The sequence below is a fragment of the Streptomyces corallincola genome, assembly GCF_019104725.1.
Taxonomy (GTDB): Bacteria; Actinomycetota; Actinomycetes; order Streptomycetales; family Streptomycetaceae; genus Streptomyces; species Streptomyces corallincola.
Window position 1 is genome coordinate 14,265 of sequence record NZ_JAHRXF010000041.1, and the last position, 22,885, is coordinate 37,149.

A 22,885-nucleotide genomic window follows, 5' to 3' on the forward strand; every position below is an offset into this window, starting at 1 on the left:
GCACTGTCGATCATGATCGTCCGGCATACGGCCCCAGCCACCGCCGGACCGATCACCCCACACGGGACCGATCACCGCGGGGGCCGATCGGCGCGGGGCCAATCACCGCGGGGCCGGTCGCCACCGGGGCGGCCACCGCCGGGCCGATCGCCGCGCCGCCGGACCCGTCGGACTCCCCCGCTGCCCGACGCCGCCCGGCGGCGGCCGGTTCCCTCTCCCGCCGCCACCGGAGGACCGGGGCCGCGGGGTACCGGCGACCGCTCCGCCCGCCGCGGGTGTCAGTGCTCGCGCGGGGCGGGGACGACGCGCTCCACCTCGGGGTGGACGATCAGCAGCTGGCGCATCGCGGTCTCGGCGGCGGTACCGTCGCCGGTGCCGAGCGCGTCCACGATCCGCGCGTGCACCGCGAGGCAGGACTCGTTGGGGCGGTCGCACGCGGTGACCGGGCCGCCGGAGACCTGCAGCGCGGCGGAGACGATGCCCGACAGGTGCTCCAGCATGCGGTTGCCCGCGACCTGGATGAGCAGCCCGTGGAACTCGTTGTCGGCACGGGAGAAGGTGAGGGCGTCGCCCTGCGCCATCGCGTGGCCCATGATCTCCACCATGTCGGACAGGCGCTGCTGCACCTCCTCGCGGCCGTGGCCCGCGGCGAGACGCGCGGCGAGCGGCTCGATCGTCAGGCGCAGCTCACTCAGCTCACGGCGCTGGTCGTCGCGCTGCGGCCCGAACGCCCGCCATTCGATGATGTCCGGGTCGAGCAGATTCCAGTCGCTGACCGGGCGCACCCGGGTGCCGACGTTGGGGCGAGCGCTGACCAGCCCCTTCGCCTCCAGCACGCGGAGGGACTCGCGGACGACGGTCCGGGACACCTCGAAACGCTGGCCGATCTCCTCGGGGACCAGCGGGCGGTCGGCCCCGAGGTCGCCCGAGACGATCATCTGACCGAGCTGCTGGACGAGCTGGCCGTGCAGGCCGCGGCCACGGCTCCCGGCGGTACGGCGGCCGACACGGCCCAGTTCGGTGTCGCCCCCGTCCCACACGGGTGCGGCGACGCGGTCGGCCATCGCGGCGTCGGCGTAGGGGTAGCGGTCGAGTTCGCCCGGTCCGGTCAGACCCGAGTCTGCGGAGCGGGCGGCGGTCATCATGGTGTGCGCAAGGGTACTCACGGAACCTTTGTCGGCTCCGGTTCCAACTCCCTTGAGGTCTTTGGTGAAAAGCACACGAAAGGGTGATCGCTCACCCCGTCGTAATTGACGCCTTATCGGAAAGAAGCGTGCGTTCTCCGGGGAGTTGTGCGCAGACCCGGGCGGGAAGCGACCGACGGGCGGTCACCCGACCCTGGTGCGCAGCGTGCCGAACAGGTACGCGCCGAGCAGTCCGGCGAGCGACAACGACATGGCCCAGCCGACGGGTTGGGCGACGACGCGGAGCAGCGCGAGCAGGTAGCGCTCGCCGCCGAAGGGCCACTGGAGCAGCATGAGTTCGCGCATGCGTTCCGGCAGTCCGGCGGCCATCCGCACCGCCGGTTCGCGCAGCGTCCAGTGCACGGCGGGAACGACGACCACGGGTACGGCGAGCACGGCGGCGAGTCCGGCGGTGGTGGAGCGGAAGACCCCGGCGGCGAGGACACCGGCCCAGGCGCAGCCGGTCACCAGCGCGAACCAACTCGTGGTCGCGGAGAGCCAGTCGGCGGGGATACGGGTCATCTCGCCGCCGTGCAGGAGGTAGAGCACCTCGGCGTCGCAGCCGAGGGTGAGGAACGCGAGCAGGACGGCGGTGGCGCCGGAGACCAGGAGTTTCGCGGCGAGCAGTCCGAGGCGCCGGGGCACGGTGCCCCGGTCGGCGGCGAGCGCCGGGTGCCGGAACTCGTCGCCGAAGGCCAGCGCGCCGAGCAGTCCGGCGGCGAACGCGGCGGGCGGCAGCGGGAACCCGGCGGGCCAGGCCGCGAACAGCCGCGCCTGCGGGGTGTGTCCGAGCCGGGCGAGCAGAACGGCGGTGAGCACGGAGGCGATCAGCGCGGCGCCGCAGACCAGGAAGCCGGTGCCGATGCCGGAGACGCGCCGCAGCTCGTAGCGCAGGGGGCGCAGCGGGCTGCGCGCGGGGCGGACGTCGATCGGGGGCGGGAGCGGGGAGGCGGGGTCGAGGGCGAAGGCGGCCACGGCGGGCGCGGGGGGCCGCGGCGCTTCCCCGTCCGGGGCGCCGTCGCCGTCGCCCCGCGCGTTCTGGTCGGCGGGCGCGGGGGGTGCGGTGGTGCCTCCGGTGGCGCGGTTGCGGGCACCGGGGACCGTCGCAGGGGCGGGCAGGGTGTCCACGGCGGTGGTGCTCCGGGGAGCGGTCCCGGTGCCGGGTTCGGGTGCGGTGGTAGGTGCGGAGGCGGCCCGGTCGGTCTCGGGGCGGGTGATCCTGCCCGCGCCGGTGTCCGCGGTGTCGGTCGCGCCGACGACCCCGGCCTCGGCCTCGGCTTCGATTCCGGCGGTGTGGCGCTCGGCGTCCGCGGAAGATCGTTTCGCTTCCGGCGCGAGTGCTCCGGCTCCGGTGGTCGTTCGCGCCTGGTCGTCGCGGGGGTGTTCACCGCTGCCGGTCCGGGGGTCCCGCCGGTCGCGGGAGCCCGCGTCGCCCACCTCGTCCGCGAGCTGGTGTACGAGGATGCCGTGCCGGTACGCGGTGTCGCCCACGTCGGCGGTCGTACTGCCGTACACCGAGAGGCGGTTGCCGCCCTCGCTGATCACCTCGACGGAACGGCGGCCGACGCGCGCCTCCTTGGTGAGCAGTGCGGCGAGCCGGGCGGCGTGCGGGCTGCGGACGGCGACGCGGGGGCGCAGCCGGGTGCGCGCGAAGTCCCCCGCCTCCTGGTCGGCGACCAGCCGACCGGCGTCGAGGCTGACGACCCGGTCGGCGTTGCGCGCGGCCTCCTTGGAGTCGGCGGTCGTGCAGAGCACGGTGCCGCCCTGGGCGGCATGGGCGCGCAACATGCCGTGCAGCCAGCGGGCCTCTCGGGGGGACAGCCCCTCGGTGGGGGCGTCCAGGACGAGTGTGTGCGGGTCGGTGAGCAGGGCGCAGGCCAGTCCGAGGCGGCGGTCCAGGCCGCGCGCGAGGGTGCCGAGCCGCTCCTCGCGGAAGCTGACCAGCCCGACCGCTTCGAGCATCTCGTCCGCGCGCCGGGCGGACACTCCGGCCGCCGCGCACAGCATCCGCAGATGGCCCCGGACCGAGCGGGCGGGGTGTCCGGGCACGTCACCGAGGAGTACGCCGACCTCGTGGGCGGGGTGGGGCATGTGGTGCAGGGGGCGGCCCCTGAAGTGCGTGACACCCCGGCCCTGCTGGAGTTCGAGCATCAGCCGGAGCGCGGTCGTCTTGCCCGCGCCGGACGCCCCGAGCAGTACGGTCACCTGGCCCGCGCGCGCCTCGAAGGAGAGGTCGTCCAGGGCGGACAGGTGCGCCTTGCGGGGGATGCTGGTCAGTCCGAAGGCCTCGATCACCTTCAGGAAGATAGTGCCCTTTGTCCTGTTTTCCGGGTATCGCCCGATCTGTTGTTTCGGTGGCGCGCAAGTCGGGGGGCCGTCACCTGCGCCGGACGGGTGAACGGGCGTGGGCCCACACCCGCCGTTCGGGTTTCGGGCCCCTCAGACCTCGGGACGGAGCATCGGCGGGTTGAGCAGGGTGGCCCCGCCCGCCCGGAACAGCTGCGCAGGACGGCCGCCCTGGCGGGTGGTCGTACCGCCCGTCGGGACGAGGAAGCCAGGGGTGCCGGTCACCTTGCGGTGGAAGTTGCGCGGGTCGAGGGCCACGCCCCAGACCGCTTCGTAGACGCGGCGCAGCTCGCCGACCGTGAACTCGGGCGGGCAGAACGCCGTGGCCAGCGACGAGTATTCAATCTTGGAGCGGGCCCGCTCCACGCCGTCCGCGAGGATGCGGGCGTGGTCGAAGGCGAGCGGGGCCGCCGGTTCGCCGTCCCGGCCGTAACCGGCCCGGTCGAGCAGTTCCTCGACCGGCGCCCACCGGGCGTTGCTCGCGTCTCCGCCCGCCCGGGGTGCGGGCAGGTCGGGCGCGAGGGCGAGGTGGGCGACGCTGACGACCCGCATCCGGGGGTCACGGTCCGGGTCGCCGTAGGTGGCGAGCTGTTCCAGGTGCGCGCCGTTGTCCTGGGCCTCGGCCTCCGGATCGTGGGCGCACAGCCCGGTCTCCTCGGCCAGCTCGCGGGCCGCCGCCTGGGCCAGATCCTCGTCGTCCCGCACGAAACCGCCGGGCAGCGCCCAGCGCCCCTGGAAGGGAGCCTCCCCCCTGCGTACCGCCAGCGCGCACAGCGCGTGACGGCGCACGGTCAGTACGACCAGATCCACGGTGACGGCGAAGGGCGGGAAGGCTGACGGGTCGTAGGACATGCGGCGATCATAGTCGTCTTCCTGACGATAAACACTCCGTTCGTCGGGCTCTCACCTGGGCGCCGCCCTGCGGACTTCGGGGCGGGGGCGAGGGGGCGGGCGCCGGGGCGCGGGCAGGGCGGCGGGTCCGAGAGGGCAGGGGGCCGCGGGGGCGCGGGCAGGGCGGCGGGTCCGAGAAGGCAGGGGGGCTGCGACGGCGCGGGCAGGGCCGACAGCAGGGTGACAGACCGGCAGGCGGGTCCGGGCGGGCCTCGGGGCGCCTACAGGGCGGCGGAACTCGGCGCGTCAAGGCGGTCGCACCTCCGCGTGTTTCGGTGACTCCGCCGCCCCCGCTCTCAGCTCTCCGTGCACGCCTCCTCCGTGCCGTCCGCCTTCGCCCCGGCCTCCGGGTCCGCCTTGGCCATAGTCGGGCGGGAACGGGCGCTCCCTTCGCTCTGGGGGCGCGGGTGCGGGGGTCGGCGGCGGGCGGTCTCGGTGCGCGGGGCGCTGTCGCCGGACTCCAGGGTCCGGGGGCGACGGCGGCGCCGGGTGCTGGTGGACGGGGGCCGGGATTCGGTGGTGGCGTTGGTCGGCATCGGGGGCGTCTCGGGCGCCGTGGACGCCTGGAGTGCCGTGGGCTGGCGGGGAATGGAAACGTGTTCCGGCACGGCTGTCCGGGCGGCGTGTGCCAGGCCGTCTCCGCGCGGCCCCGAGGGACGTCGCCCGCCCTTCGGGTCGGCGCGTTCGGCGCGCAGGCAGCGGCGGACGGACTCCGGGTCGAGACCCTCGTTGCAGGCTTGGTGGAGCAGGCGGGCGAAGAGGTAGTCCGGGTCGGCGCCCAGGGCCATCGCCAGGGCTTCGCGGGCCTCCAGTTCGTCGCCGCTGGACCAGGCGACCCAGCCCGCGAGGGTGAGCGGCGCGGCGGCGTGTTCGCGGTACGGGCCGACGCAGCGGCGGGCCAGAGCACGCCAGAGCCTGAGCGCGGGGGCGGCCTCGTCGCCCTCCATCCAGCCTGCCGCGCGGTCGCGGGTGGTGCGGTCCTGGAGGCCGAGGATGAGCGTGGCGGCCTCGTCGTGGGCGAGGATCTCGTCGTCGCGCCGGTCGGCCGCGAGGGTGCCGGGCACCGGTGTAGCGGCGGCGAACCTGCGGATGACGCGTTCGGCGAGGCCGAGGGTCTGCTCGGCCACCTCCTCGCGGGCGGCGTCGTCCAGGATGCGCGGCACCAGGGACATCCCGGCCGCGTCGAGCGCCACCTCCTGGGCGAGGGCGGCGCTCGTCTCCCAGGGCTGGAGCCGGGCGCGCAGTTCGCTCAGAGTGCCGCGCACCTGGATACCGGCGTAGGTGGCCGCCGCCGCGAGCACCGAGGTGCCGGGCAGGCCCATCGGGGTGCCCTCGCCGGGGCAGCAGCTCTCGTTGACGCAGCAGTACGACCAGAAGCGGCCGTCGGAGACGCAGAGCGCCTCGATCACCGGGACGCCGAGCTCGCCGCACTCGGTGCGCAGCAGGCCGATCAGCGGCTCCAGCCGGAGCTTGATGTCCCGGCCGGTCTCGGCGGGGCCGGGCTCCCGGCAGACGTAGGCCACCATGCGCTGCGGGCGGCGGCCCCGGCGTTCGCTGCCCCGGATCAGCCCGCGGGCCAGTTGCCGCGCGGCCTCCGGCCAGTCGTCCGGGCCCGCCGGAATGCCGAGGCGTGCCCGTCCGCCGAACCGGCCGCGTCCGTCCCGGTCGCTCAGGGCGACCAGTACGACGCTGTCCTCCGGGCGGTATCCGAGGAGGTAGGGCAGCGCGTCGGCCAGTTCGGCCGGGGTGCGCAGGGTGACCTGGGTGTCGTGCGCGGCCGTCTCGTCCAGCGGGTCCGGGAGCGGACCGGCGTCCACTCCCGTGGTCACGCCCGCGCCCGCGTTCCCTCCTCCGCCCTCCGGTCCGTCCGGCCCCTCCGGGCGGTCGTTCCCCGGTGGCTGGTGGAGGCCGTAGAAGTCGTCTGGGAAGGGCGAGTTGTGCGGGTTCTCGGAGTTGTCGAACGGTTCGGTCGTTTCGCTGTGATTCGTCATGCCCAGACGATCTCGCAGATCAAGAAATCCTGCTCGACCCTGTGGATAACTCAGGTCAGGCACACGACAAGCGACCTCCGAGGCCGACTCGCCACGACCCCGGCCCAGGCACTTCGCCCCACCTGACCAGGCGCTTCACTCCACCCGGCCGAACGCGTCCCTTCCCCTGCCTGGGCGCCCTACCCCGCCGCCGCCAGCACCAGCGGAAGCACCTCCCCGCTCCCCGCCCGCCGCAGCAACCGTGCCGCGACCGCCAGCGTCCAGCCCGAGTCGGTCCGGTCGTCCACCAGCAGCACCGGCCCCGGCGTCCTGGCCAGTTCCCCCGTCAGCCCTGCGGGCACGGTGAACGTGTCGGCCAGCGCCCGCAGCCGCTGGGCCGAGTTGCTGCGCCGGGCCGCGAGGGCGCCGTCCGGCGCGGTGTACTCCAGCGCGCCGAGATAGGGAAGGCGGCCGACGGAGGCGACGCCGCGGGCCAGCGAGTCCACCAGGGCGGGCCGGGTCAGGGACGGCACCGCGACCACACCCACCGGGCGGGGTCCCGCGTCCGGCACGCTCGGCGCCCAGCCGCCCGGCGAGCGGGCCCAGTCCGCGAGGACGGCCACGGCCGCGCGCAGCACGTCGTCCGGCACCGGTCCGTCCGGGGCGTTGTCGGCGAGCAGCGGACGCAGCCGGTTGCCCCAGCCGATGTCCGAGAGGCGGCCGAGCGCCCGCCCGGTCGCGCACAGCTCACCGGCGGGGATGCGGCCCTTGAGGTCGAGACCGAGCGCGGGCAGCCCGGTCGGCCACATCCGGCGGGGCTCGACCTCGACACCCGGCCGGTCCAGTTCCTTCGCGGCGCCGGTCAGGACGTCCTCCGAGACCGAGGAGTCGGCCCAGGCACCGGCGCAGTTGTCGCACCGGCCGCACCGGACCGCGCCCTCGTCGTCCAGGCGGCGGCGCAGGAACTCCATACGGCAGTCGCCGGTGTTCACGTAGTCCCGCATGGCCTGCTGCTCGGCCGCGCGCTGGCGGGCGACCCAGGCGTACCGCTCGGCGTCGTACGTCCAGGGTTCGCCGGTGGCGGTCCAGCCGCCCTTGACGCGGCGGACCGCGCCGTCCACGTCGAGGACCTTGAGCATGCTCTCCAGCCGGGTGCGCCGCAGATCGACCAGCGCCTCCAGCGCGGGTACGGACAGTGGCCGTCCGGCGTCCGCGAGGGCGGCGAGGGTCTGGCGGACCTGCGCCTCGGGCGGGAAGGCGGTGTCCGCGAAGTAGCGCCAGATCGCCTCGTCCTCCTGGCCCGGCAGGAGCAGCACGTCGGCGTGGGCGACCCCGCGTCCGGCGCGTCCCACCTGCTGGTAGTAGGCGATCGGGGAGGACGGCGAGCCGAGGTGGACGACGAATCCGAGGTCGGGCTTGTCGAAGCCCATGCCGAGCGCCGAGGTGGCGACGAGCGCCTTGACCCGGTTGCCGAGCAGGTCGGACTCGGCCTGCAGCCGGTCGGCGTTCTCGGTGCGGCCGGTGTAGGAGGCGACCCGGAAGCCGCGCCCGCGCAGGAAGGCGGTGGCCTCCTCGGCGGCGGCGACGGTGAGGGCGTAGACGATGCCGGAACCCGGCAGTTCGTCGAGGTGTTCGGCGAGCCAGGCCAGCCGGTGCGCGGCGTCGGGGAGCCGGACCACGCCGAGCCTGAGGCTCTCCCGGTCCAGCGGGCCGCGCAGCACCAGGGCCTCGCCGGTGCCGGTGCCGAGTTGTTCGGCCACATCGGCGGTGACGCGGGCGTTGGCGGTGGCGGTGGTCGCCAGCACGGGGACTCCAGCGGGGAGTTCGGCCAGCATGGAACGGAGACGGCGGTAGTCGGGGCGGAAGTCGTGGCCCCAGTCGGAGATGCAGTGCGCCTCGTCCACCACGAGCAGTCCGGTGGTGGCGGCGAGCCGGGGCAGCAGGTTCTCCCGGAAATCGACCGAGTTGAGGCGCTCGGGGCTGACCAAAAGGACATCGGTCTCGCCCCGGCCGACCTCCTCGTGGATGGTCTGCCACTCCTCCGGATTGGCCGAGTTGATGGTGCGCGCGCGGATACCGGCCCGCTCGGCGGCCTCGACCTGGTTGCGCATGAGGGCGAGCAGCGGCGAGACGATCACTGTGGGCCCGGAGCCCCGGCGGCGCAGCAGCGCGGTCGCAACGAAGTAGACCGCCGACTTGCCCCAGCCGGTGCGCTGCACCACGAGCGCCCGCCGGTGGTCGCGCACCAGTGCGGCCACCGCCTGCCACTGGTCCTCGCGCAGCCGGGCCGTGCCACCCGGATCACCGACCAGCTCGGCGAGGATGGCATCGGCCTCGGTACGCAGTTCCGGATCGTCCATGTCCCCATGCAACCCGATGGCACTGACAATCGGCCATCTCACGCAGCGTGACCGCCGCAGGTCGGGATGGTACGGGGGCGCTCGCCGGGTACGCGGTACGCGCCCCTGTCAGGGCTGTTCCAGGGCTGTCCCGGGGTCGCTCAGGCGTCGAACGGCGAGCTCGGGGTAGGGATATAAGCCTCGCACCACCTGATAAGCACCGGTGGTCCCAATTGCTCGTTGCCGCATCCGAGTTCGACAGGAAGAATTGGAGTCCGCTCCCCGCACGGTCGATCCGTGATCCGGTTGGGCCCTGCTGTGGTGCGCCCCCCGAATCCGACCCTGCCCGCAGTGTGGGCGCGTAGCCGAAGGGAGGAACGTGACCTTCGGATTCGCCTCGTCCTCGGCGGCCCCGGTGCCGGCCTCCGCCTCCGACGCCTCCGCCGGCCGTCTGCTCGAACCCGCGGAATGGGCGGCTGCCGGAATTCCCCTGCTGAGCAACCCCCGTGAGGTCGTCAGCGGGCTGCACGCCCGGCATGTGCCACGTCCGTCCACGGCGGTCGTGGCGGTGCTCGACCATGAGGAACGGCTCTGCGCCAGCGCCTCGTTCACCCGGCGCGCGGCGACCGCCGACGGCTGGATGTTCCGCAACGCCCTGCTCGACCAGTTGCGCCGGATCATCCCGCACGACCTGCGGCGCCGTACCCCGGTCCGTACCGCCGTCCTGCTCTACTGCCGTGACGGCCAGTCGGGTTGGACGGCGGAGGACGGTGCCTGGATGTGGGGGCTGCGGGACGCCTGCACGCTGCATGGGCTGCGCTGTGGGGCGTACATCACCCTCACGGAGGACGGCTGGCAGGTGCTGGGCGAGGGGCGTGGCGGGCGCCGCCCGAACGCGCACTCCCGGCCGGAGCCGTTCGCTTTGTCGGAGGCCCCGCCACTGGCACCCCGCACCGGCGGACCGGTCTCGGAAGTGCTGCGGCGGGCCGCCGCACGGTGAACCGCCGTGGCGGCCGGGCGCGTTCGACGGCCCCGCGCAGCCCGGTCCGGGCCGGTCGGTACGGGGCGGCACGCGCGGTACGCCCCCGGGGCACACCGCGCGAACGGCCTCCGGCGACGGGAACTCCGCCGCCGCATGGTTCGTTCACCCTCCGGACGAACGATTGACCAGCCCGATAGAGCAACCCGGTCGGCCGACCTGTCGGCCAACCCCGCCGACCATCAGTCGAACCAACCGAACACCGGCCGGAGGACCGACCGGCCACCGATCAACGAACCAGACGGACACCGACCGACGTACCCGCCGGGGACCGACCGTGGACCGGCCGGTCAACCGGCCGGTGTGCCGGGCCGGGGACCGTTCAGACCCCGGCGCCCAGCACCGAGTTGATGATCTGCGGGTCGCCGCAGACGATCAGCAGGGCACCGGCCCGCGTGTGGGCCGCCGAGAGGGCGGTCACGGCGGCCTCGGCCGGGCCGCCGTTGACGGCGACGACGACCACCGGGCGGGTCGCGGCACGGGAGGCGACGGCGGCGTCCGCGTAGAAGACGTCGTCACCGCCGTCGTGCTGCGCCCAGTAGGACGCGTCACCGAAGGACAGCTCGTGCTCGGCCCACGGGTGCAGGGCGCCGGTGGTGATCACCAGCACCTCTCCGGGGGCGCGACCGGTGTCGAGCAGCAGGTCGAGCGCCTCCTCGGCGGCGTCGAGGGCACCCTCGGCCGACGCGGGGACGAGCTGGATCTGCGGGGCCGCCGGGGCGGCGACGGCCGGACCCGAGGGGCCCGGCTGGGCCGGGACCGTGTCGCGCTGCGCACGCTGCGCCGGAGGCGTCGGCCGGGCGGGGCCGGGGCGTCCGGGGCGCGGCGGAGCCGCGGGACGGGGACCGGGTACGGGGCGAGGGGTCGGTGCGGTGCGGCCGTTGGACGGCGCGGTGCGGGGACCCTGGGCACTCTCGTGAATCTGAGGCTCCTCGGGAATGAGAGGCATGAGCTGATTTTTATCAAACATTGGTGCGGTACGGATGACCGGGTGGCACATCAGTCCGAACGGGACGGTCAGAAATCGAAGCCGAGTTGGCCCTCGATCACCGGAACGTTTCCCTCCGCCGGATCACGGACCTTCTTGAGATGCCGCCACCGGGGCAGCGCATCAAGATACGCCCATGACAGGCGGTGGTAGGGGGTGGGGCCCCGCTCCAGGAGCGCGGCCTTGTGCACGGGCGACGGATACCCGGCGTTGTCGGCGAATCCGAAGTCGGTGTGGTCGGCGCCCAGTTCGGCCATCATCCCGTCGCGGTGGACCTTGGCGATCACCGAGGCGGCGGCCACGGCCACGCACGACTGGTCGCCCTTGATGACCGTGCGGACCTGCCAGGGGGCGCCGAGGTAGTCGTGCTTGCCGTCGAGGATCACCGCGTCGGGCCGCTCAGGCAGCGCCTCCAGGGCGCGTACGGCGGCGAGCCGCAGGGCGGCGGTCATGCCCAGGGCGTCGATCTCCTCGTGCGAGGCGTGCCCCAGGGCGTAGGCCGTCACCCATGAGCGCAGTGTTCCCGCGAGTTGGGTACGCCGCTTGACGGTGATGAGTTTCGAGTCGGTGAGGCCCTCGGGGGGCCGACGCAGTCCGGTGACGGCCGCGCAGACGGTGACGGGTCCGGCCCAGGCTCCCCGCCCCACCTCGTCAACACCGGCAATTATCTTCGCCCCGGTCGTGGCGCGCAGGGAGCGCTCCACGGTGTGGGTGGGTGGTTCGTACGGCATGGCGGGTCTAGGTTACGCCGCTCGGACGGCCGCGCGACACCCCGGTCCGGGATGTTTGCCGCGGCACGGCCGCAGAAGGCGCGTGTCGGCTCGCGGAGGGCGCTTCCGGCACGGTCGGAGGCGCCTCGGCGGAGGTCAGCGCGGGGTGTCCGGGAGCGTCCAGTCCGGCAGCGCCTCGGTGCGCGCGGTCCAGGACTGCGGGGGTGCTCCGGCCGGGCTCCCCGCGAGGATGCCGCCGACGATGGCGCAGGTGGTGTCCACGTCGCCGCCCGCCCGCGCGGTCGTCCAGAACGCCGTCTCGTAGTCGCCGAGGGAGCGCGCGGCGGACCACAGGGCGAAGGGGACGGTGTCGTGGGCGCTGGTGCGGCGGCCGTTGCCGAGGACGGCGGCGACAGTGCTGGTGTCGTCGTAGTCGAGCATGTCGCGGGCGCGGCGCAGGCCCGCGCCGACGGCGCTCCTGGGGACGAGGGCGACGACGCCGTCGAGCAGCGCCCGCGGGGTGGGCGGTCCGCCGGGTGCGGCGGCGAGCGCGGCAGCGGCGGCGACGGCCATCGCGCCGACCACGGCCTCGCGGTGCTGGTGGGTGGGGTAGGCGGAGATCTCGGCCTGGTGGGTGGCCTGTTCGGGGTCGTCGGCGTACCAGGCGCCGAGCGGGGCGATGCGCATGGCGGCGCCGTTGCCCCAGGAGCCCTGGCCGTGGAACAGGGCTGCGGAGAGTTCGCGCCAGTCGCCGCCCTCGCGGACCAGGCGGAGCAGCCGGTTGACCGCCGGGCCGTAGCCCCGGTCGAAGTCGTGGCGCACGGCGAAGGAGCGGGCCAGCGCGTCCTGGTCGATCCGGTGGTGCGTGGCGAGGACGGCCACGACCGAGCAGGCCATCTCGGTGTCGTCGGTCCACTGCCAGGTGCCCTCGGGCAGTTCGCGGCGCCTGAGCAGCGGGAGGTTGGCGGGGACGAAGAACTGGGAGCCGAGGGCGTCCCCGACGGAGAGGCCGCGAAGGGCGGCGAGGGCGCGCTCCAGGCGGCCGGTGAGGGCCCCGGAGGAGGGGCCGGAGGAAGCGGGATCGGTGGTCATCGCGGGCAGCCTATCCACCCGTCCAGTGCGGAACCGGGTCCCGCCAGCTGGCGAAGGGCCGGTCCAGGGTGTATCGGTCGTCGTCGCCGAGGACGAGCATCCGCATCTCGGCGTTGTCCGGGTTGGACAGCGACTCGAACTCCGCGACCGTCCAGTGGAACCAGCGCATGCAGAACAGGCGCATGGCGAGGCCGTGGGTGACGATCAGGACGTTCGGCGGGTGGTCGGGGTCCTCGAAGCTGCGGAACAGGCTCTCCAGGAAGCCCCCGACGCGGTCGTACACATCGGCGCCCGACTCGCCCTGCGGGAAGCGGAAGAAGAAGTGCCCGTACGCGTCCCGGTACGCCTTCTGGAGCCGTACGTCGTCGCGGTCCTGCCAGTTGCCCCAGTCCTGCTCGCGCAGCCGGGGTTCCTCACGGACCCGTATCCGGTCGGCGTCGAGCCCGAAGGCGTCCAGGGTCTCGTGGGTGCGCCGGTACGGGGAGACGTAGACGCTGACCCGTTCCCGGCCGAAGACCTCGCGGAGTGTCTTCCCGGTCTCCTCGGCCTGCCTCCGCCCGAGGTCGGTGAGGGCGAGAGCGTGGTCGGGCTCCCGTTCGTACACGGTGTCGTCGATGTTTCCCGTGGATTCGCCGTGCCGGACGAGGACGATGCGCCGAGGTCGTGCCATGCCGAAACCCTAGATCGAGCGGGGCCGGATCGAGCACTCGTACGGGCCCCATACGGCGTAGGTCACACAAATCCGCCACCGGAAGGCCCCGGCGGGACTGCCGGGCCGGTCGCGGTCGCCGCGCCGACCGGGGTGCCTTCTCAGACGGTCCAGGAGGGCTCCAGCTCCACGATGTCCCCGGAGAGGGCGGCGACGTCCGCCTCGGTCTGGGCGCGCAGCGCGAGCCGTTCTATCCGCTCGGTGCGGTATTTGCCGTGTTCGGCGGCCGAGCGCCACATGGACAGCACCATGAACTCGTGCGCGGGCGCCTCGGCGAACATGCCCCGGATCATGCCGGGCGACCCGGCCATCGCGGGGTTCCAGACCTTCTCCTGCATGAGGGTGAAGTGCTCGACGCGCTCCTCGTGCACCCGGCACAGGGCGACGCGGACGAGGTCGGAGTCGGTGAACCTCGGTTCGAATCCGGTCTTCACGTCGAAGCGGTACTCGAACAGCTTGACCTGCGCGTCCTTGAACGTACCGGCCTGGGTGGCGGCGAGCCGGTCGTGCGAGCGGGCCATGAAGGAGTCGTAGAAGGCGCGGCTCTCCCAGAAGGCGAAGACGTGCGCGACACCGGGGCGCTGTCGGCTCCAGCCGCCGCCCTGCCCCCGGAATCCGGGCTCCCCCGGAAGCCCCGCCCATTTCCGCTGCCCCCGCTCGAAACCGCGGCGGTCCACCACGGTGCAGCGAATCCACTTGACCAGCACCGCGCCATCGTAAGGCCCCGCGACGCGGCGGGGTCACGCTCGGCGCCGACGGCCCGCGCATGCGCACACCTGTACGTGACACGATGGCCAAGGAGGGCCAGCTCACACGGAGTTGGGCGTTCACTAGGGGTAAGGGGAAAGCCCGGTGGCCGGTGTCAGCAAGGGAATACGCAAGGTCGAGGCGTCCCTGAAGTGGGACCCGAGTCCGGTGGGCGGTCCGCCCACCGACCTCGATCTGGTGGCGGGCACGTACCTGGCGTCCGATCCGTACGGCGCCCCGGACTATCTGGTGCACTTCGACAGCCGTTCCCCGGACGGCACGATCTTCCTCAACCGGGACAGCACCGACGGCAAGGGCTTCGGCTGGGACGAGGTGATGACGCTGGAGCTGGAGCGGCTCGCGGAGCGGTACGCACGTGTGGTGGTCGGTGCGGTGATCCAGCAGCAGTCGGCGCCGCGTACGTTCTCCGGAGTGCTGAATCCGGCCATGCGGGTCCGCGAGGGCTACACGGTGCTGGCCGAGGACGAGTTCGCCCAGGTCGCCGGTGCCACGGCAGCCGTACTCGCCCGCTTCGACCGCGACTCCACCGGTGCCTGGACGTTCCGGCCCGGAGTGCTGGGTTTCCAGGACGATCCGGCCACGTTCACGCGGGTGATGGGCGGGCTCGGCCGGGACTGACGCGCGGGGCCCGCCGCACCCGGGCGCGTGCCACCGGAACAGCGCGCCTCCGGAGCAGAGGGACGGGTGCATAGGGACAGGTAAGGGGCGTCGGCCATTGCCGACGCCCCTTACCTCACTTCAGCGTGCGATCAGCTGCAGCCGCTGGTGGAGCCGCAGCCCTCGCAGATGTAGCAGGAACCGGCCCGCTGCATCTTGGTCCCGCAGGAGAAGCAGAGCGGGGCGTCCGCCTGGATGCCGAGCTGCATCTCCACGAGTTCGGCGCTGGTGTGCGCCTGCTTCGGGGCGGGTGCGACGGCCTCGGCCTGGACCTTCGGCGTGATGACGGCCTTCAGTTCCTGGGTGCGCGGCGCCGACTGGGCGAGGCCCTCGACGTCCAGCTCGTCCTCGGACGGCTCGTAGGAACCGGTCTCCAGGTGCCGCTGGCGCTCCTCGGCGGAGTGGATGCCGAGCGCGGAGCGGGTCTCGAAGGGCAGGAAGTCCAGCGCCAGGCGGCGGAAGATGTAGTCCACGATGGACTGCGCGATCCGCACGTCCGGGTCGTCCGTCATACCGGCCGGCTCGAAGCGCATGTTGGTGAACTTCGAGACGTACGTCTCCAGGGGCACGCCGTACTGCAGGCCGACCGAGACGGCGATGGAGAAGGCGTCCATCATGCCCGCGAGCGTGGAGCCCTGCTTGGACATCTTCAGGAAGACCTCGCCGAGACCGTCGTCCGGGTAGGAGTTGGCGGTCATGTAGCCCTCGGCGCCGCCGACGGTGAAGGACGTGGTGATGCCGGGACGGCCCTTGGGCAGCCGCTTGCGGACCGGGCGGTACTCGACGACCTTCTCGACGGCCTCGCGGATCGTCGTCTCGGCCTTCTCGGTGACCTGGGTCTTCTCCGTCTCCTTCTTCTTGGCGGAGAGCGGCTGGCCGACCTTGCAGTTGTCGCGGTAGATGGCGAGCGCCTTGACGCCCAGCTTCCACGCCTCGAAGTAGATCTCCTCGACCTCTTCGACGGTCGCCGTCTCCGGCATGTTGACCGTCTTGGAGATGGCGCCCGAGATCCACGGCTGGATCGCGGCCATCATGCGGACGTGGCCCATCGGGGAGATGGCGCGCTCGCCCATCGCGCAGTCGAACACCTCGTAGTGCTCGGGCTTGAGGCCCGGGGCGTCGATCACGTTGCCGTTCTCGGCGATGTGGGCGACGACCGCCTCGATCTGCTCCTCCTGGTAGCCCAGGCGGCGCAGGGCCTGCGGGACGGTGCCGTTGACGATCTGCATCGAGCCGCCGCCGACCAGCTTCTTGAACTTGACCAGGGCGAGGTCGGGCTCGACACCGGTGGTGTCGCAGGACATCGCCAGGCCGATGGTGCCGGTCGGGGCGAGTACGGACGCCTGCGAGTTGCGGAAGCCGTTCTGCTCGCCGAGGCGGACCACGTCCTGCCACGCCTCGGTGGCGGCGGCCCACACCGGGTTGTCCAGGTCGTCCATGCGCACGGCGGTGCCGTTGGCGTCGGCGTGCTGCTTCATGACGCGCTGGTGGGCGTCGGCGTTGCGGGCGTAGCCGTCGTACGGGCCGACGACGGCGGCCAGCTCGGCGGAGCGGCGGTAGGCGGTGCCGGTCATCAGGGAGGTGATGGACCCGGCGAGCGCGCGACCGCCGTCGGAGTCGTACGCGTGGCCGGTGGCCATCAGCAGGGCGCCGAGGTTGGCGTAGCCGATGCCGAGCTGGCGGAAGGCGCGGGTGTTCTCGCCGATCTTCTGGGTGGGGAAGTCCGCGAAGCAGATCGAGATGTCCATCGCGGTGATGACCAGCTCGACGACCTTCTGGAAGCGCTCGGTCTCGAAGGACTGGGTGCCCTTGTCGTCGTCCTTCAGGAACTTCATCAGGTTCAGCGAGGCCAGGTTGCAGGACGTGTTGTCCAGGTGCATGTACTCGCTGCACGGGTTCGACGCGGTGATCCGGCCGGACTCGGGGCAGGTGTGCCAGTTGTTGATCACACCGTCGTACTGGATGCCGGGGTCGGCGCAGGCCCAGGCGGCCTCGGCGATGCGGCGGAACAGCGCCTTGGCGTCCACCTCCTCGATGACCTCACCGGTCATCCGGGCGCGGAGGCCGAACTTGCCGCCCTGCTGGACGGCCGTCATGAACTCGTCGTTCACACGGACGGAGTTGTTGGCGTTCTGGTACTGGACGGACGCGATGTCGTCGCCGCCCAGGTCCATGTCGAAGCCCGCGTCGCGCAGGACGCGGATCTTCTCCTCCTCGCTGACCTTGGTCTGGATGAAGTCCTCGATGTCGGGGTGATCGACGTCGAGCACGACCATCTTCGCGGCGCGGCGGGTGGCACCGCCGGACTTGATGGTCCCGGCGGAGGCGTCGGCGCCGCGCATGAAGGAGACCGGCCCGGAGGCGTTGCCGCCGGAGGAGAGCAGTTCCTTGGAGGAGCGGATGCGGGAGAGGTTCAGACCGGCACCGGAGCCGCCCTTGAAGATCATCCCCTCTTCCTTGTACCAGTCGAGGATCGACTCCATCGAGTCATCGACGGCCAGGATGAAGCAGGCGGAGACCTGCTGCGGCTGGGGGGTGCCGACGTTGAACCAGACCGGGCTGTTGAAGCTGAAGATCTGGTGCAGGAGGGCGTAGGCCAGCTCGTGCTCGAAGATCTCGGCGTCGGCGGGCGAGGCGAAGTACTTGTGGTCCTCACCGGCCTTCCGGTACGTGGTGACGATCCGGTCGATCAGCTGGCGGAGGCTGACCTCGCGCTGCGGGGTGCCGACGGCGCCGCGGAAGTACTTGCTGGTGACGATGTTGACCGCGTTCACCGACCAGAAGTCGGGGAACTCCACGCCGCGCTGCTCGAAGTTGACCGAGCCGTCGCGCCAGTTGGTCATCACGACGTCGCGGTGCTCCCACGCGACCTCGTCGTACGGGTGGACGCCGGGAGTCGTGTGGACGCGCTCGACGCGCAGTCCCTTGCCGGCCTTGGCGCCCTTGGAGCGGGAACCCCGTGCCGGACCGCTCGCCGTCTCTGTCATGCCGCCGCCTCCATGTACGGGCTAAAACGCCCTGAAATGCCACGATGTTCCGTGACATGTGATCTGTCATGCGTCACGGGCGCCCTCGGCTGTTGCCCGTGACAGGTCATTGGTGGCCGCTCACTGGCCAACTGGTCGGAATCCGGCCTTCCGGCCGGATTCCGGCTCGCCGGTCAGTCGGCGGCGCGCGCGGGCTCGGGGACCTCGGCGGTCCCTCCTGGCCCGTGCTCGTCCTGCCGGCTCGCCGTCGCGTCCGCGACGGGGTCGCCGGTCGTCTCCCTGAGCTCCGCGATGGCCGCCTCGAAGTCGTCGAGCGAGTCGAACGCCCGGTAGACGGAGGCGAACCGCAGGTAGGCGACGAGGTCGAGTTCCTGCAAGGGGCCGAGTATGGCCAGTCCCACGTCGTGGGTGGTCAGCTCGGCGCTCCCGGTGGCCCGCACCGCCTCCTCGACACGCTGCCCGAGCAGGGCGAGCGCGTCCTCGGTGACCGGTCGTCCCTGGCACGCCTTGCGCACGCCGTTGATGACCTTGGTGCGGCTGAACGGTTCGGTGACCCCGGACCGCTTGACCACCATGAGCGAGCACGTCTCCACGGTCGTGAAACGACGGGAGCAGTCGGGACACTGACGGCGCCTGCGGATCGACGTGCCGTCGTCAGTCGTACGGCTGTCCACCACGCGGCTGTCGGGGTGCCTGCAGAAGGGGCAGTGCATGATCTCCAACCCTCCTCACAGCAGACTCGATGGCCTCGCCGGACCACATGGGCCCCTCGAAGCAGCCCCCAGCATAGGGGATGACGGAGGTCCTGAAGACCCAGGGGGACCCCTATAAACACAACTTGTGGGCTGCTGTAGCCATCCAACCACTACATGTGGGGATCGGCTTATTCACCGAGGCAGACACGCGTGTCGCTGCCGGAGTACCGCCGAGCCCGTCCGCGAAACCGGCGGACACGCGGCCCCGGCGGGCCGGACGCGGGCTCCCGCGGGCGCGGGGATAGCGTGGTCACGGCACGGAGGCCGCGTGCGGCTCCTGCGGGGAGGCCTCCGGCGGCCCGTTCGAACGGACGGCCGGTGGCAGACTGGGGACCGGCCCGCGAGGCGGTCGGCTCCGGCGGTGAAGCGTACAGCAATGGCTGCATTTGTCCGGCCGGGAAATTCGCAGCTATACACCGCAGAGCGGCATCGCGGCAGGTGAAACACGCTTTTTCACTCGAACGTGTGTTTGGTGCAACCTTTCGAAAGCATCTACCGTTGTGCAGCAGGGAGACCATCGAGAGGGGCCGACGTGACCACCACCGCAGACAGCGCCGCCATCACTGCCCAGGACCGCTCACAGGGCCGTGCCGAGGCGGCGCATGCGATGAACGACGCCACGAATCCCGAGGGGCACAAACGCTCCCTGCCGGGCCGACCTCCCGGCATCCGGGCGGACAGCTCGGGGCTCACCGACCGGCAGCGCCGGGTGATCGAGGTCATCCGCGACTCCGTGCAGCGCCGGGGGTACCCGCCGTCGATGCGCGAGATCGGCCAGGCCGTCGGTCTCTCCAGCACTTCCTCCGTCGCGCACCAGCTCATGGCGCTGGAGCGCAAGGGCTTCCTGCGCCGCGATCCGCACCGCCCGCGCGCCTACGAGGTGCGCGGCTCGGACCAGGCGGTCAGCGTCCAGCCCACCGACACCGCGGGCAAACCGGCCGCGTCTTACGTCCCGCTGGTCGGCCGGATCGCGGCCGGTGGCCCGATCCTCGCCGAGGAGTCGGTCGAGGACGTGTTCCCGCTGCCGCGTCAGCTCGTCGGCGACGGTGAGCTGTTCGTGCTGAAGGTCGTCGGCGACTCGATGATCGAGGCCGCGATCTGTGACGGCGACTGGGTCACCGTGCGCCGTCAGCCGGTCGCGGAGAACGGTGACATCGTCGCGGCCATGCTCGACGGCGAGGCCACCGTGAAGCGCTTCAAGCGCGAGGACGGCCATGTCTGGCTCCTCCCCCACAACGCGGCCTACGAGCCGATCCCCGGTGACGACGCGACCATCCTCGGCAAGGTCGTCGCCGTGCTGCGGCGCGTCTGACGCCGCCCGGCGGGCCGCACCGGCCCGCTCCCCGACCGGGCCCCGGAACCTCTGCGCCGGTTCCGGGGTCCCGCGCGTTCCGGGACCCCGCCGCCTCCCCGCGACGCCCTACGACTCGGTCTTCCGCGCCGCCTCGTCGATGGCGGCCAGCGACCTGCGGACCTGGTTGCGGTCCGTGGTGTACCAGAAGTCCGGCAGGGACGCCTTGAGGTAGCTGCCGTAGCGGGCGGTGGCGAGGCGCTGGTCCAGGACGGCGACCACACCCCGGTCCCCGGAGGCGCGGACGAGACGGCCCGCGCCCTGGGCCATCAGCAGGGCCGCGTGGGTCGCGGCGACCGCCATGAAGCCGTTGCCGCCGTTCTCCTCGACCGCCTTCTGCCGGGCGCTCATGAGCGGGTCGTCGGGGCGCGGGAACGGGATCTTGTCCATGACGACGAGCTGGCAGCTCGGGCCGGGCACGTCCACGCCCTGCCAGAGCGACAGCGTGCCGAACAGGCAGGTCATCGGGTCGGCGGCGAAGTTCTTGATCAGCTCGCCGAGCGTCTCCTCGCCCTGGAGCAGGATGGGGAACTCGGGGAGGCGGGTGCGCAGTTCCTCGGCGGCGAGCTGGGCGGCCCGCATCGAGGAGAACAGGCCGAGCGTCCGGCCTCCGGCGGCCTGGACGAGTTCGGTCAGTTCGTCCAGCATGTCGGCGCGGTCCCCGTCGCGCGCCGGGCGGGCCAGGTGTTTGGCGACGTAGAGGATGCCCTGCTTGGGGTAGTCGAACGGGGAACCGACGTCGAGGCCCTTCCACTGCGGCATGTCGTCGCCCTCCACGCCCTCGGGGGCGAGGCCGAGGGAGGCGCCGACGCCGTTGAAGTCGCCGCCGAGCTTCAGGGTGGCGGAGGCGAGGACGACGCTGCGGTCGGTGAACAGCTTCTCGCGCAGCAGCCCGGAGACCGACATGGGGGCGACGCACAGGGAGGCGCCGAACCGGTCGTGCCGTTCGTACCAGACGACGTCCCACTCGGAACCGGCGACCACCCGCTCGGCCACGTCGTGCACCGACTCGACCGAGGCGAGGGCCTGCTTGCGGACGGCGTCCTCGTCCTGCACGGACTTGTCACGGGTGTTGCCGATCGCGGTGATCACCGTGCGGGCGGCGTCCCGCAGCGCCATCAGCGCGTAGCTCAGATCCTCCGGGATCTCCTCCAAGCGGCCGGGGAGCGCGAGTTCCATCACCCGCTCGAAGCCCTCGGCGGCGGTCTGGAGCTGGTCGGCGGCCTTCTCGTTGACGAGTTTCCCGGCGCGGCGGGCGGCCCGGTTGACCTGGCCGGGGGTGAGTTCGCCGGTGGCGACGCCGGTCACGCGGGAGACCAGTTCGTGCGCCTCGTCCACGATCAGCACCTCGTGCTGCGGGAGCACCGGGGCGCCCTCGATGGCGTCGATGGCGAGCAGCGCGTGGTTGGTGACGACGACCTCCGCGAGCTTGGCCCGCTCGCGTGCCTGCTCCGCGAAGCACTCGGCGCCGTAGGCGCACTTGGTGGCGCCGACGCACTCCCGCGAGGACACCGACACCTGCGCCCAGGCCCGGTCGGAGACGCCGGGAGTGAGGTTGTCGCGGTCGCCGGTCTCGGTGTCGTCGGCCCAGTCCCGCAGCCGGAGCAGGTCCTGGCCGAGCTTGCTGGTGGGTGCCGCCGCCTCGAACTGGTCGAAGAGACCGTCCTCCTCGTCCTGCGGCATGCCCTCGTGCAGCCGGTGCAGGCACAGATAGTTGGAGCGGCCCTTGAGCATGGCGAACTCGGGCCTGCGGCGCAGCAGCGGGTGCAGGGCGTCCACCGTGCGGGGCAGGTCGCGCTCGACGAGCTGGCGCTGCAGCGCCAGGGTGGCCGTGGCGACGACCACCCGCTCACCGTGGGCGAGCGCGGGCACCAGGTACCCCAGCGACTTGCCGGTGCCGGTACCGGCCTGGACCAGCAGATGCGTGCCGTCGTCGATCACCTCGGCGACGGATTCGGCCATCTGGACCTGGCCGGGGCGCTCCGTACCGCCGACGGCGGCGACGGCGGCGTGCAGGAGTTCGGGGAGTGAGGGCTTCGTCATAGCCCGACCACCCTACGGCCCACCACTGACAACGCGCCGCCCGCGCGGGACCGGGACGGCGGCCCCGGCCGGGCACGCGACTGCCCCGCACCCTCGTGACCCCGGTGTTTCCGGGCCCGGGGGTCGGGCCCGCGCCGGACGGCAACTCGATCAGGTGAAATCCGGCGGCGGTACGACTCCGGTGACAGCTCCCCTACGCCGCTGCCCGTGCCGCCCGCTCGCGGATCATCAGGGCGGCGCGCTTGCCGGGCAGGTCCACCTCGGCGGTCCGGCGGAACCCGGCCTTCCTGAACGCGGCGAGCGAGGGCGCGTTGCGCACGTCGGGTTCCGCGAGCACCCGGGCGCACGCCGGGCGCCGGGCGAGGACGAGGACGGCCACGGCGGCGAGCAGGGTGCTGCCCAGTCCCCGGCCGCGCTGTTCGGGGGCGCCGATCAGCAGGTGGATTCCGGTGTCGTGCGGACGGACGGGGCAGTGCCGGGCGAGCGGGTCGAGGTCGGCGCGGTAGATCTCCCAGTAGCTCATCGGGGTGCCGTCGAGCAGGCCCAGGCAGGGCACGCTGCGGCCGTCGCCGTCGAGCTGGGTCCGGAGGTGCCGTTCGGTCAGTTCGGGCGGGCCCGCGAGGTCCCAGAACTCCGCGACCGCCGGATCGTTCATCCAGCCGTGGATCAGGGCCAGGTCCCGTTCCGGGCTCACCGGTTCCAGCCGGAAGGACCCGGCGGGTGTGGTGACCGGGCCCCATTCCGGGAGCCCGTCGAGGAGTTCGGGGGTCTTGGGGCGGAAGAGGGCGAGGAACTCGGCGGGCAGATGCAGGTCGAGGGTGTCCTCGCTGTCCGCGTCGTCGTCCTCGGCGCCGAAGCCGGGGAAGGCGGGGAAACGCGTCTCCCCGGAGCCGGTGGGGCCGGGACGGACGGATGCGGCGCCGGGACCGGGGCCGGAGTGCGCGTCGGCGGGAGGCACGGTGCGCTCCTTAGGGGATGCGGGGCGGGATGTTCAGGGACGGGTCAGGGGTGGCTCAGGGGTGCGGGCCCGGGGTCCGGGGGCAGATCCAGGGTGTG

At 72.6% G+C, this 22,885-nt stretch carries 17 protein-coding genes; 3 read left to right on the forward strand and 14 right to left on the reverse strand.

Going from position 1 to position 22,885, the window contains the following annotated elements:
• Positions 1-278: 278 nt before the first annotated feature.
• The 5 genes from KUM39_RS22070 to KUM39_RS22090 form a co-directional block, all read right to left on the reverse strand.
• Positions 279-1,166, reverse strand: coding sequence for a FadR/GntR family transcriptional regulator (locus tag KUM39_RS22070; protein WP_217787485.1), 888 nt, complete (start codon positions 1,164-1,166; stop codon positions 279-281).
• A 162-nt stretch (positions 1,167-1,328) separates the two neighbouring features.
• Positions 1,329-3,479, reverse strand: a complete 2,151-nt coding sequence (locus tag KUM39_RS22075; RefSeq protein WP_217787486.1) for an ATP-binding cassette domain-containing protein — start codon at positions 3,477-3,479, stop codon at positions 1,329-1,331.
• A gap of 144 nt (positions 3,480-3,623) precedes the next feature.
• A complete protein-coding gene (locus KUM39_RS22080) occupies positions 3,624-4,382 on the reverse strand; it encodes an NUDIX hydrolase (protein WP_217787487.1) in 759 nt (252 codons plus the stop codon).
• Between the two features lie 335 nt (positions 4,383-4,717).
• Entirely contained in the window at positions 4,718-6,412 is a 1,695-nt protein-coding gene (locus KUM39_RS22085) for a DUF4192 domain-containing protein (RefSeq protein WP_246620554.1), read from the reverse strand.
• Positions 6,413-6,591: 179 nt separating this feature from the next.
• Positions 6,592-8,751: a RecQ family ATP-dependent DNA helicase gene (locus KUM39_RS22090; protein ID WP_217787488.1), complete on the reverse strand. Its 2,160-nt coding sequence runs from the start codon at positions 8,749-8,751 to the stop codon at positions 6,592-6,594.
• 358 nt (positions 8,752-9,109) lie between these two features.
• Between KUM39_RS22090 and KUM39_RS22095 the strand changes: the two genes are divergently transcribed.
• Positions 9,110-9,730 carry a hypothetical protein gene (locus tag KUM39_RS22095; RefSeq protein WP_217787489.1) on the forward strand — a complete coding sequence of 207 codons (621 nt, stop codon included), beginning with the start codon at positions 9,110-9,112 and terminating at the stop codon, positions 9,728-9,730.
• A gap of 361 nt (positions 9,731-10,091) precedes the next feature.
• Here KUM39_RS22095 and KUM39_RS22100 read toward each other — a convergent pair whose 3' ends face one another.
• From KUM39_RS22100 to KUM39_RS22120, 5 genes are all read right to left on the reverse strand, one after another.
• Positions 10,092-10,718, reverse strand: coding sequence for a hypothetical protein (locus KUM39_RS22100; RefSeq protein ID WP_217787490.1), 627 nt, complete (start codon positions 10,716-10,718; stop codon positions 10,092-10,094).
• A 68-nt stretch (positions 10,719-10,786) separates the two neighbouring features.
• A complete protein-coding gene (rnhB, locus tag KUM39_RS22105) occupies positions 10,787-11,488 on the reverse strand; it encodes a ribonuclease HII (RefSeq protein ID WP_217787491.1) in 702 nt (233 codons plus the stop codon).
• A 135-nt stretch (positions 11,489-11,623) separates the two neighbouring features.
• Positions 11,624-12,559 (reverse strand): ADP-ribosylglycohydrolase family protein, encoded by a 936-nt coding sequence (locus KUM39_RS22110; RefSeq protein WP_217787492.1) that lies wholly within the window; start codon positions 12,557-12,559, stop codon positions 11,624-11,626.
• A 10-nt stretch (positions 12,560-12,569) separates the two neighbouring features.
• Positions 12,570-13,229, reverse strand: coding sequence for a histidine phosphatase family protein (locus KUM39_RS22115; protein WP_217787493.1), 660 nt, complete (start codon positions 13,227-13,229; stop codon positions 12,570-12,572).
• Between the two features lie 140 nt (positions 13,230-13,369).
• On the reverse strand, positions 13,370-13,975 hold the full coding sequence (locus KUM39_RS22120; RefSeq protein ID WP_217787494.1) for a YdbC family protein: 606 nt from the start codon (positions 13,973-13,975) through the stop codon (positions 13,370-13,372).
• 145 nt (positions 13,976-14,120) lie between these two features.
• Here KUM39_RS22120 and KUM39_RS22125 point away from each other — a divergent pair, with 145 nt between their 5' ends.
• Positions 14,121-14,654, forward strand: coding sequence for a TerD family protein (locus KUM39_RS22125; protein ID WP_217787495.1), 534 nt, complete (start codon positions 14,121-14,123; stop codon positions 14,652-14,654).
• Positions 14,655-14,785: 131 nt separating this feature from the next.
• Here the strand turns inward: KUM39_RS22125 and KUM39_RS22130 are convergent, their stop codons facing one another.
• Complete coding sequence (locus KUM39_RS22130) at positions 14,786-17,680, reverse strand: vitamin B12-dependent ribonucleotide reductase (RefSeq protein ID WP_217787496.1); 2,895 nt, start codon at positions 17,678-17,680, stop codon at positions 14,786-14,788.
• 173 nt (positions 17,681-17,853) lie between these two features.
• The gene (gene nrdR, locus KUM39_RS22135; protein WP_217787497.1) at positions 17,854-18,393 is read right to left on the reverse strand and encodes a transcriptional regulator NrdR; all 540 of its coding nucleotides are present in this window, start codon (positions 18,391-18,393) and stop codon (positions 17,854-17,856) included.
• Between the two features lie 574 nt (positions 18,394-18,967).
• Between nrdR and lexA the strand changes: the two genes are divergently transcribed.
• Entirely contained in the window at positions 18,968-19,747 is a 780-nt protein-coding gene (gene lexA, locus KUM39_RS22140; RefSeq protein WP_217787498.1) for a transcriptional repressor LexA, read from the forward strand.
• Positions 19,748-19,855: 108 nt separating this feature from the next.
• Here lexA and KUM39_RS22145 read toward each other — a convergent pair whose 3' ends face one another.
• Positions 19,856-21,829: an ATP-dependent DNA helicase gene (locus tag KUM39_RS22145; protein WP_217787499.1), complete on the reverse strand. Its 1,974-nt coding sequence runs from the start codon at positions 21,827-21,829 to the stop codon at positions 19,856-19,858.
• 193 nt (positions 21,830-22,022) lie between these two features.
• A complete protein-coding gene (locus tag KUM39_RS22150) occupies positions 22,023-22,787 on the reverse strand; it encodes a GNAT family N-acetyltransferase (RefSeq protein ID WP_217787500.1) in 765 nt (254 codons plus the stop codon).
• Positions 22,788-22,885: the final 98 nt, after the last annotated feature.

What these genes read in the sequence shown, in the direction of transcription:
- KUM39_RS22080 (WP_217787487.1), bottom strand. Translation starts at nt 4,382, where the DNA reads ATGTCCTACGACCCGTCAGCCTTCCCGCCCTTCGCCGTCACCGTGGAT.
- KUM39_RS22085 (WP_246620554.1), bottom strand. Translation starts at nt 6,412, where the DNA reads ATGACGAATCACAGCGAAACGACCGAACCGTTCGACAACTCCGAGAAC.
- KUM39_RS22090 (WP_217787488.1), bottom strand. Translation starts at nt 8,751, where the DNA reads ATGGACGATCCGGAACTGCGTACCGAGGCCGATGCCATCCTCGCCGAG.
- KUM39_RS22100 (WP_217787490.1), bottom strand. Translation starts at nt 10,718, where the DNA reads ATGCCTCTCATTCCCGAGGAGCCTCAGATTCACGAGAGTGCCCAGGGT.
- rnhB (WP_217787491.1), bottom strand. Translation starts at nt 11,488, where the DNA reads ATGCCGTACGAACCACCCACCCACACCGTGGAGCGCTCCCTGCGCGCC.
- KUM39_RS22110 (WP_217787492.1), bottom strand. Translation starts at nt 12,559, where the DNA reads ATGACCACCGATCCCGCTTCCTCCGGCCCCTCCTCCGGGGCCCTCACC.
- KUM39_RS22115 (WP_217787493.1), bottom strand. Translation starts at nt 13,229, where the DNA reads ATGGCACGACCTCGGCGCATCGTCCTCGTCCGGCACGGCGAATCCACG.
- KUM39_RS22130 (WP_217787496.1), bottom strand. Translation starts at nt 17,680, where the DNA reads ATGACAGAGACGGCGAGCGGTCCGGCACGGGGTTCCCGCTCCAAGGGC.
- nrdR (WP_217787497.1), bottom strand. Translation starts at nt 18,393, where the DNA reads ATGCACTGCCCCTTCTGCAGGCACCCCGACAGCCGCGTGGTGGACAGC.
- KUM39_RS22145 (WP_217787499.1), bottom strand. Translation starts at nt 21,829, where the DNA reads ATGACGAAGCCCTCACTCCCCGAACTCCTGCACGCCGCCGTCGCCGCC.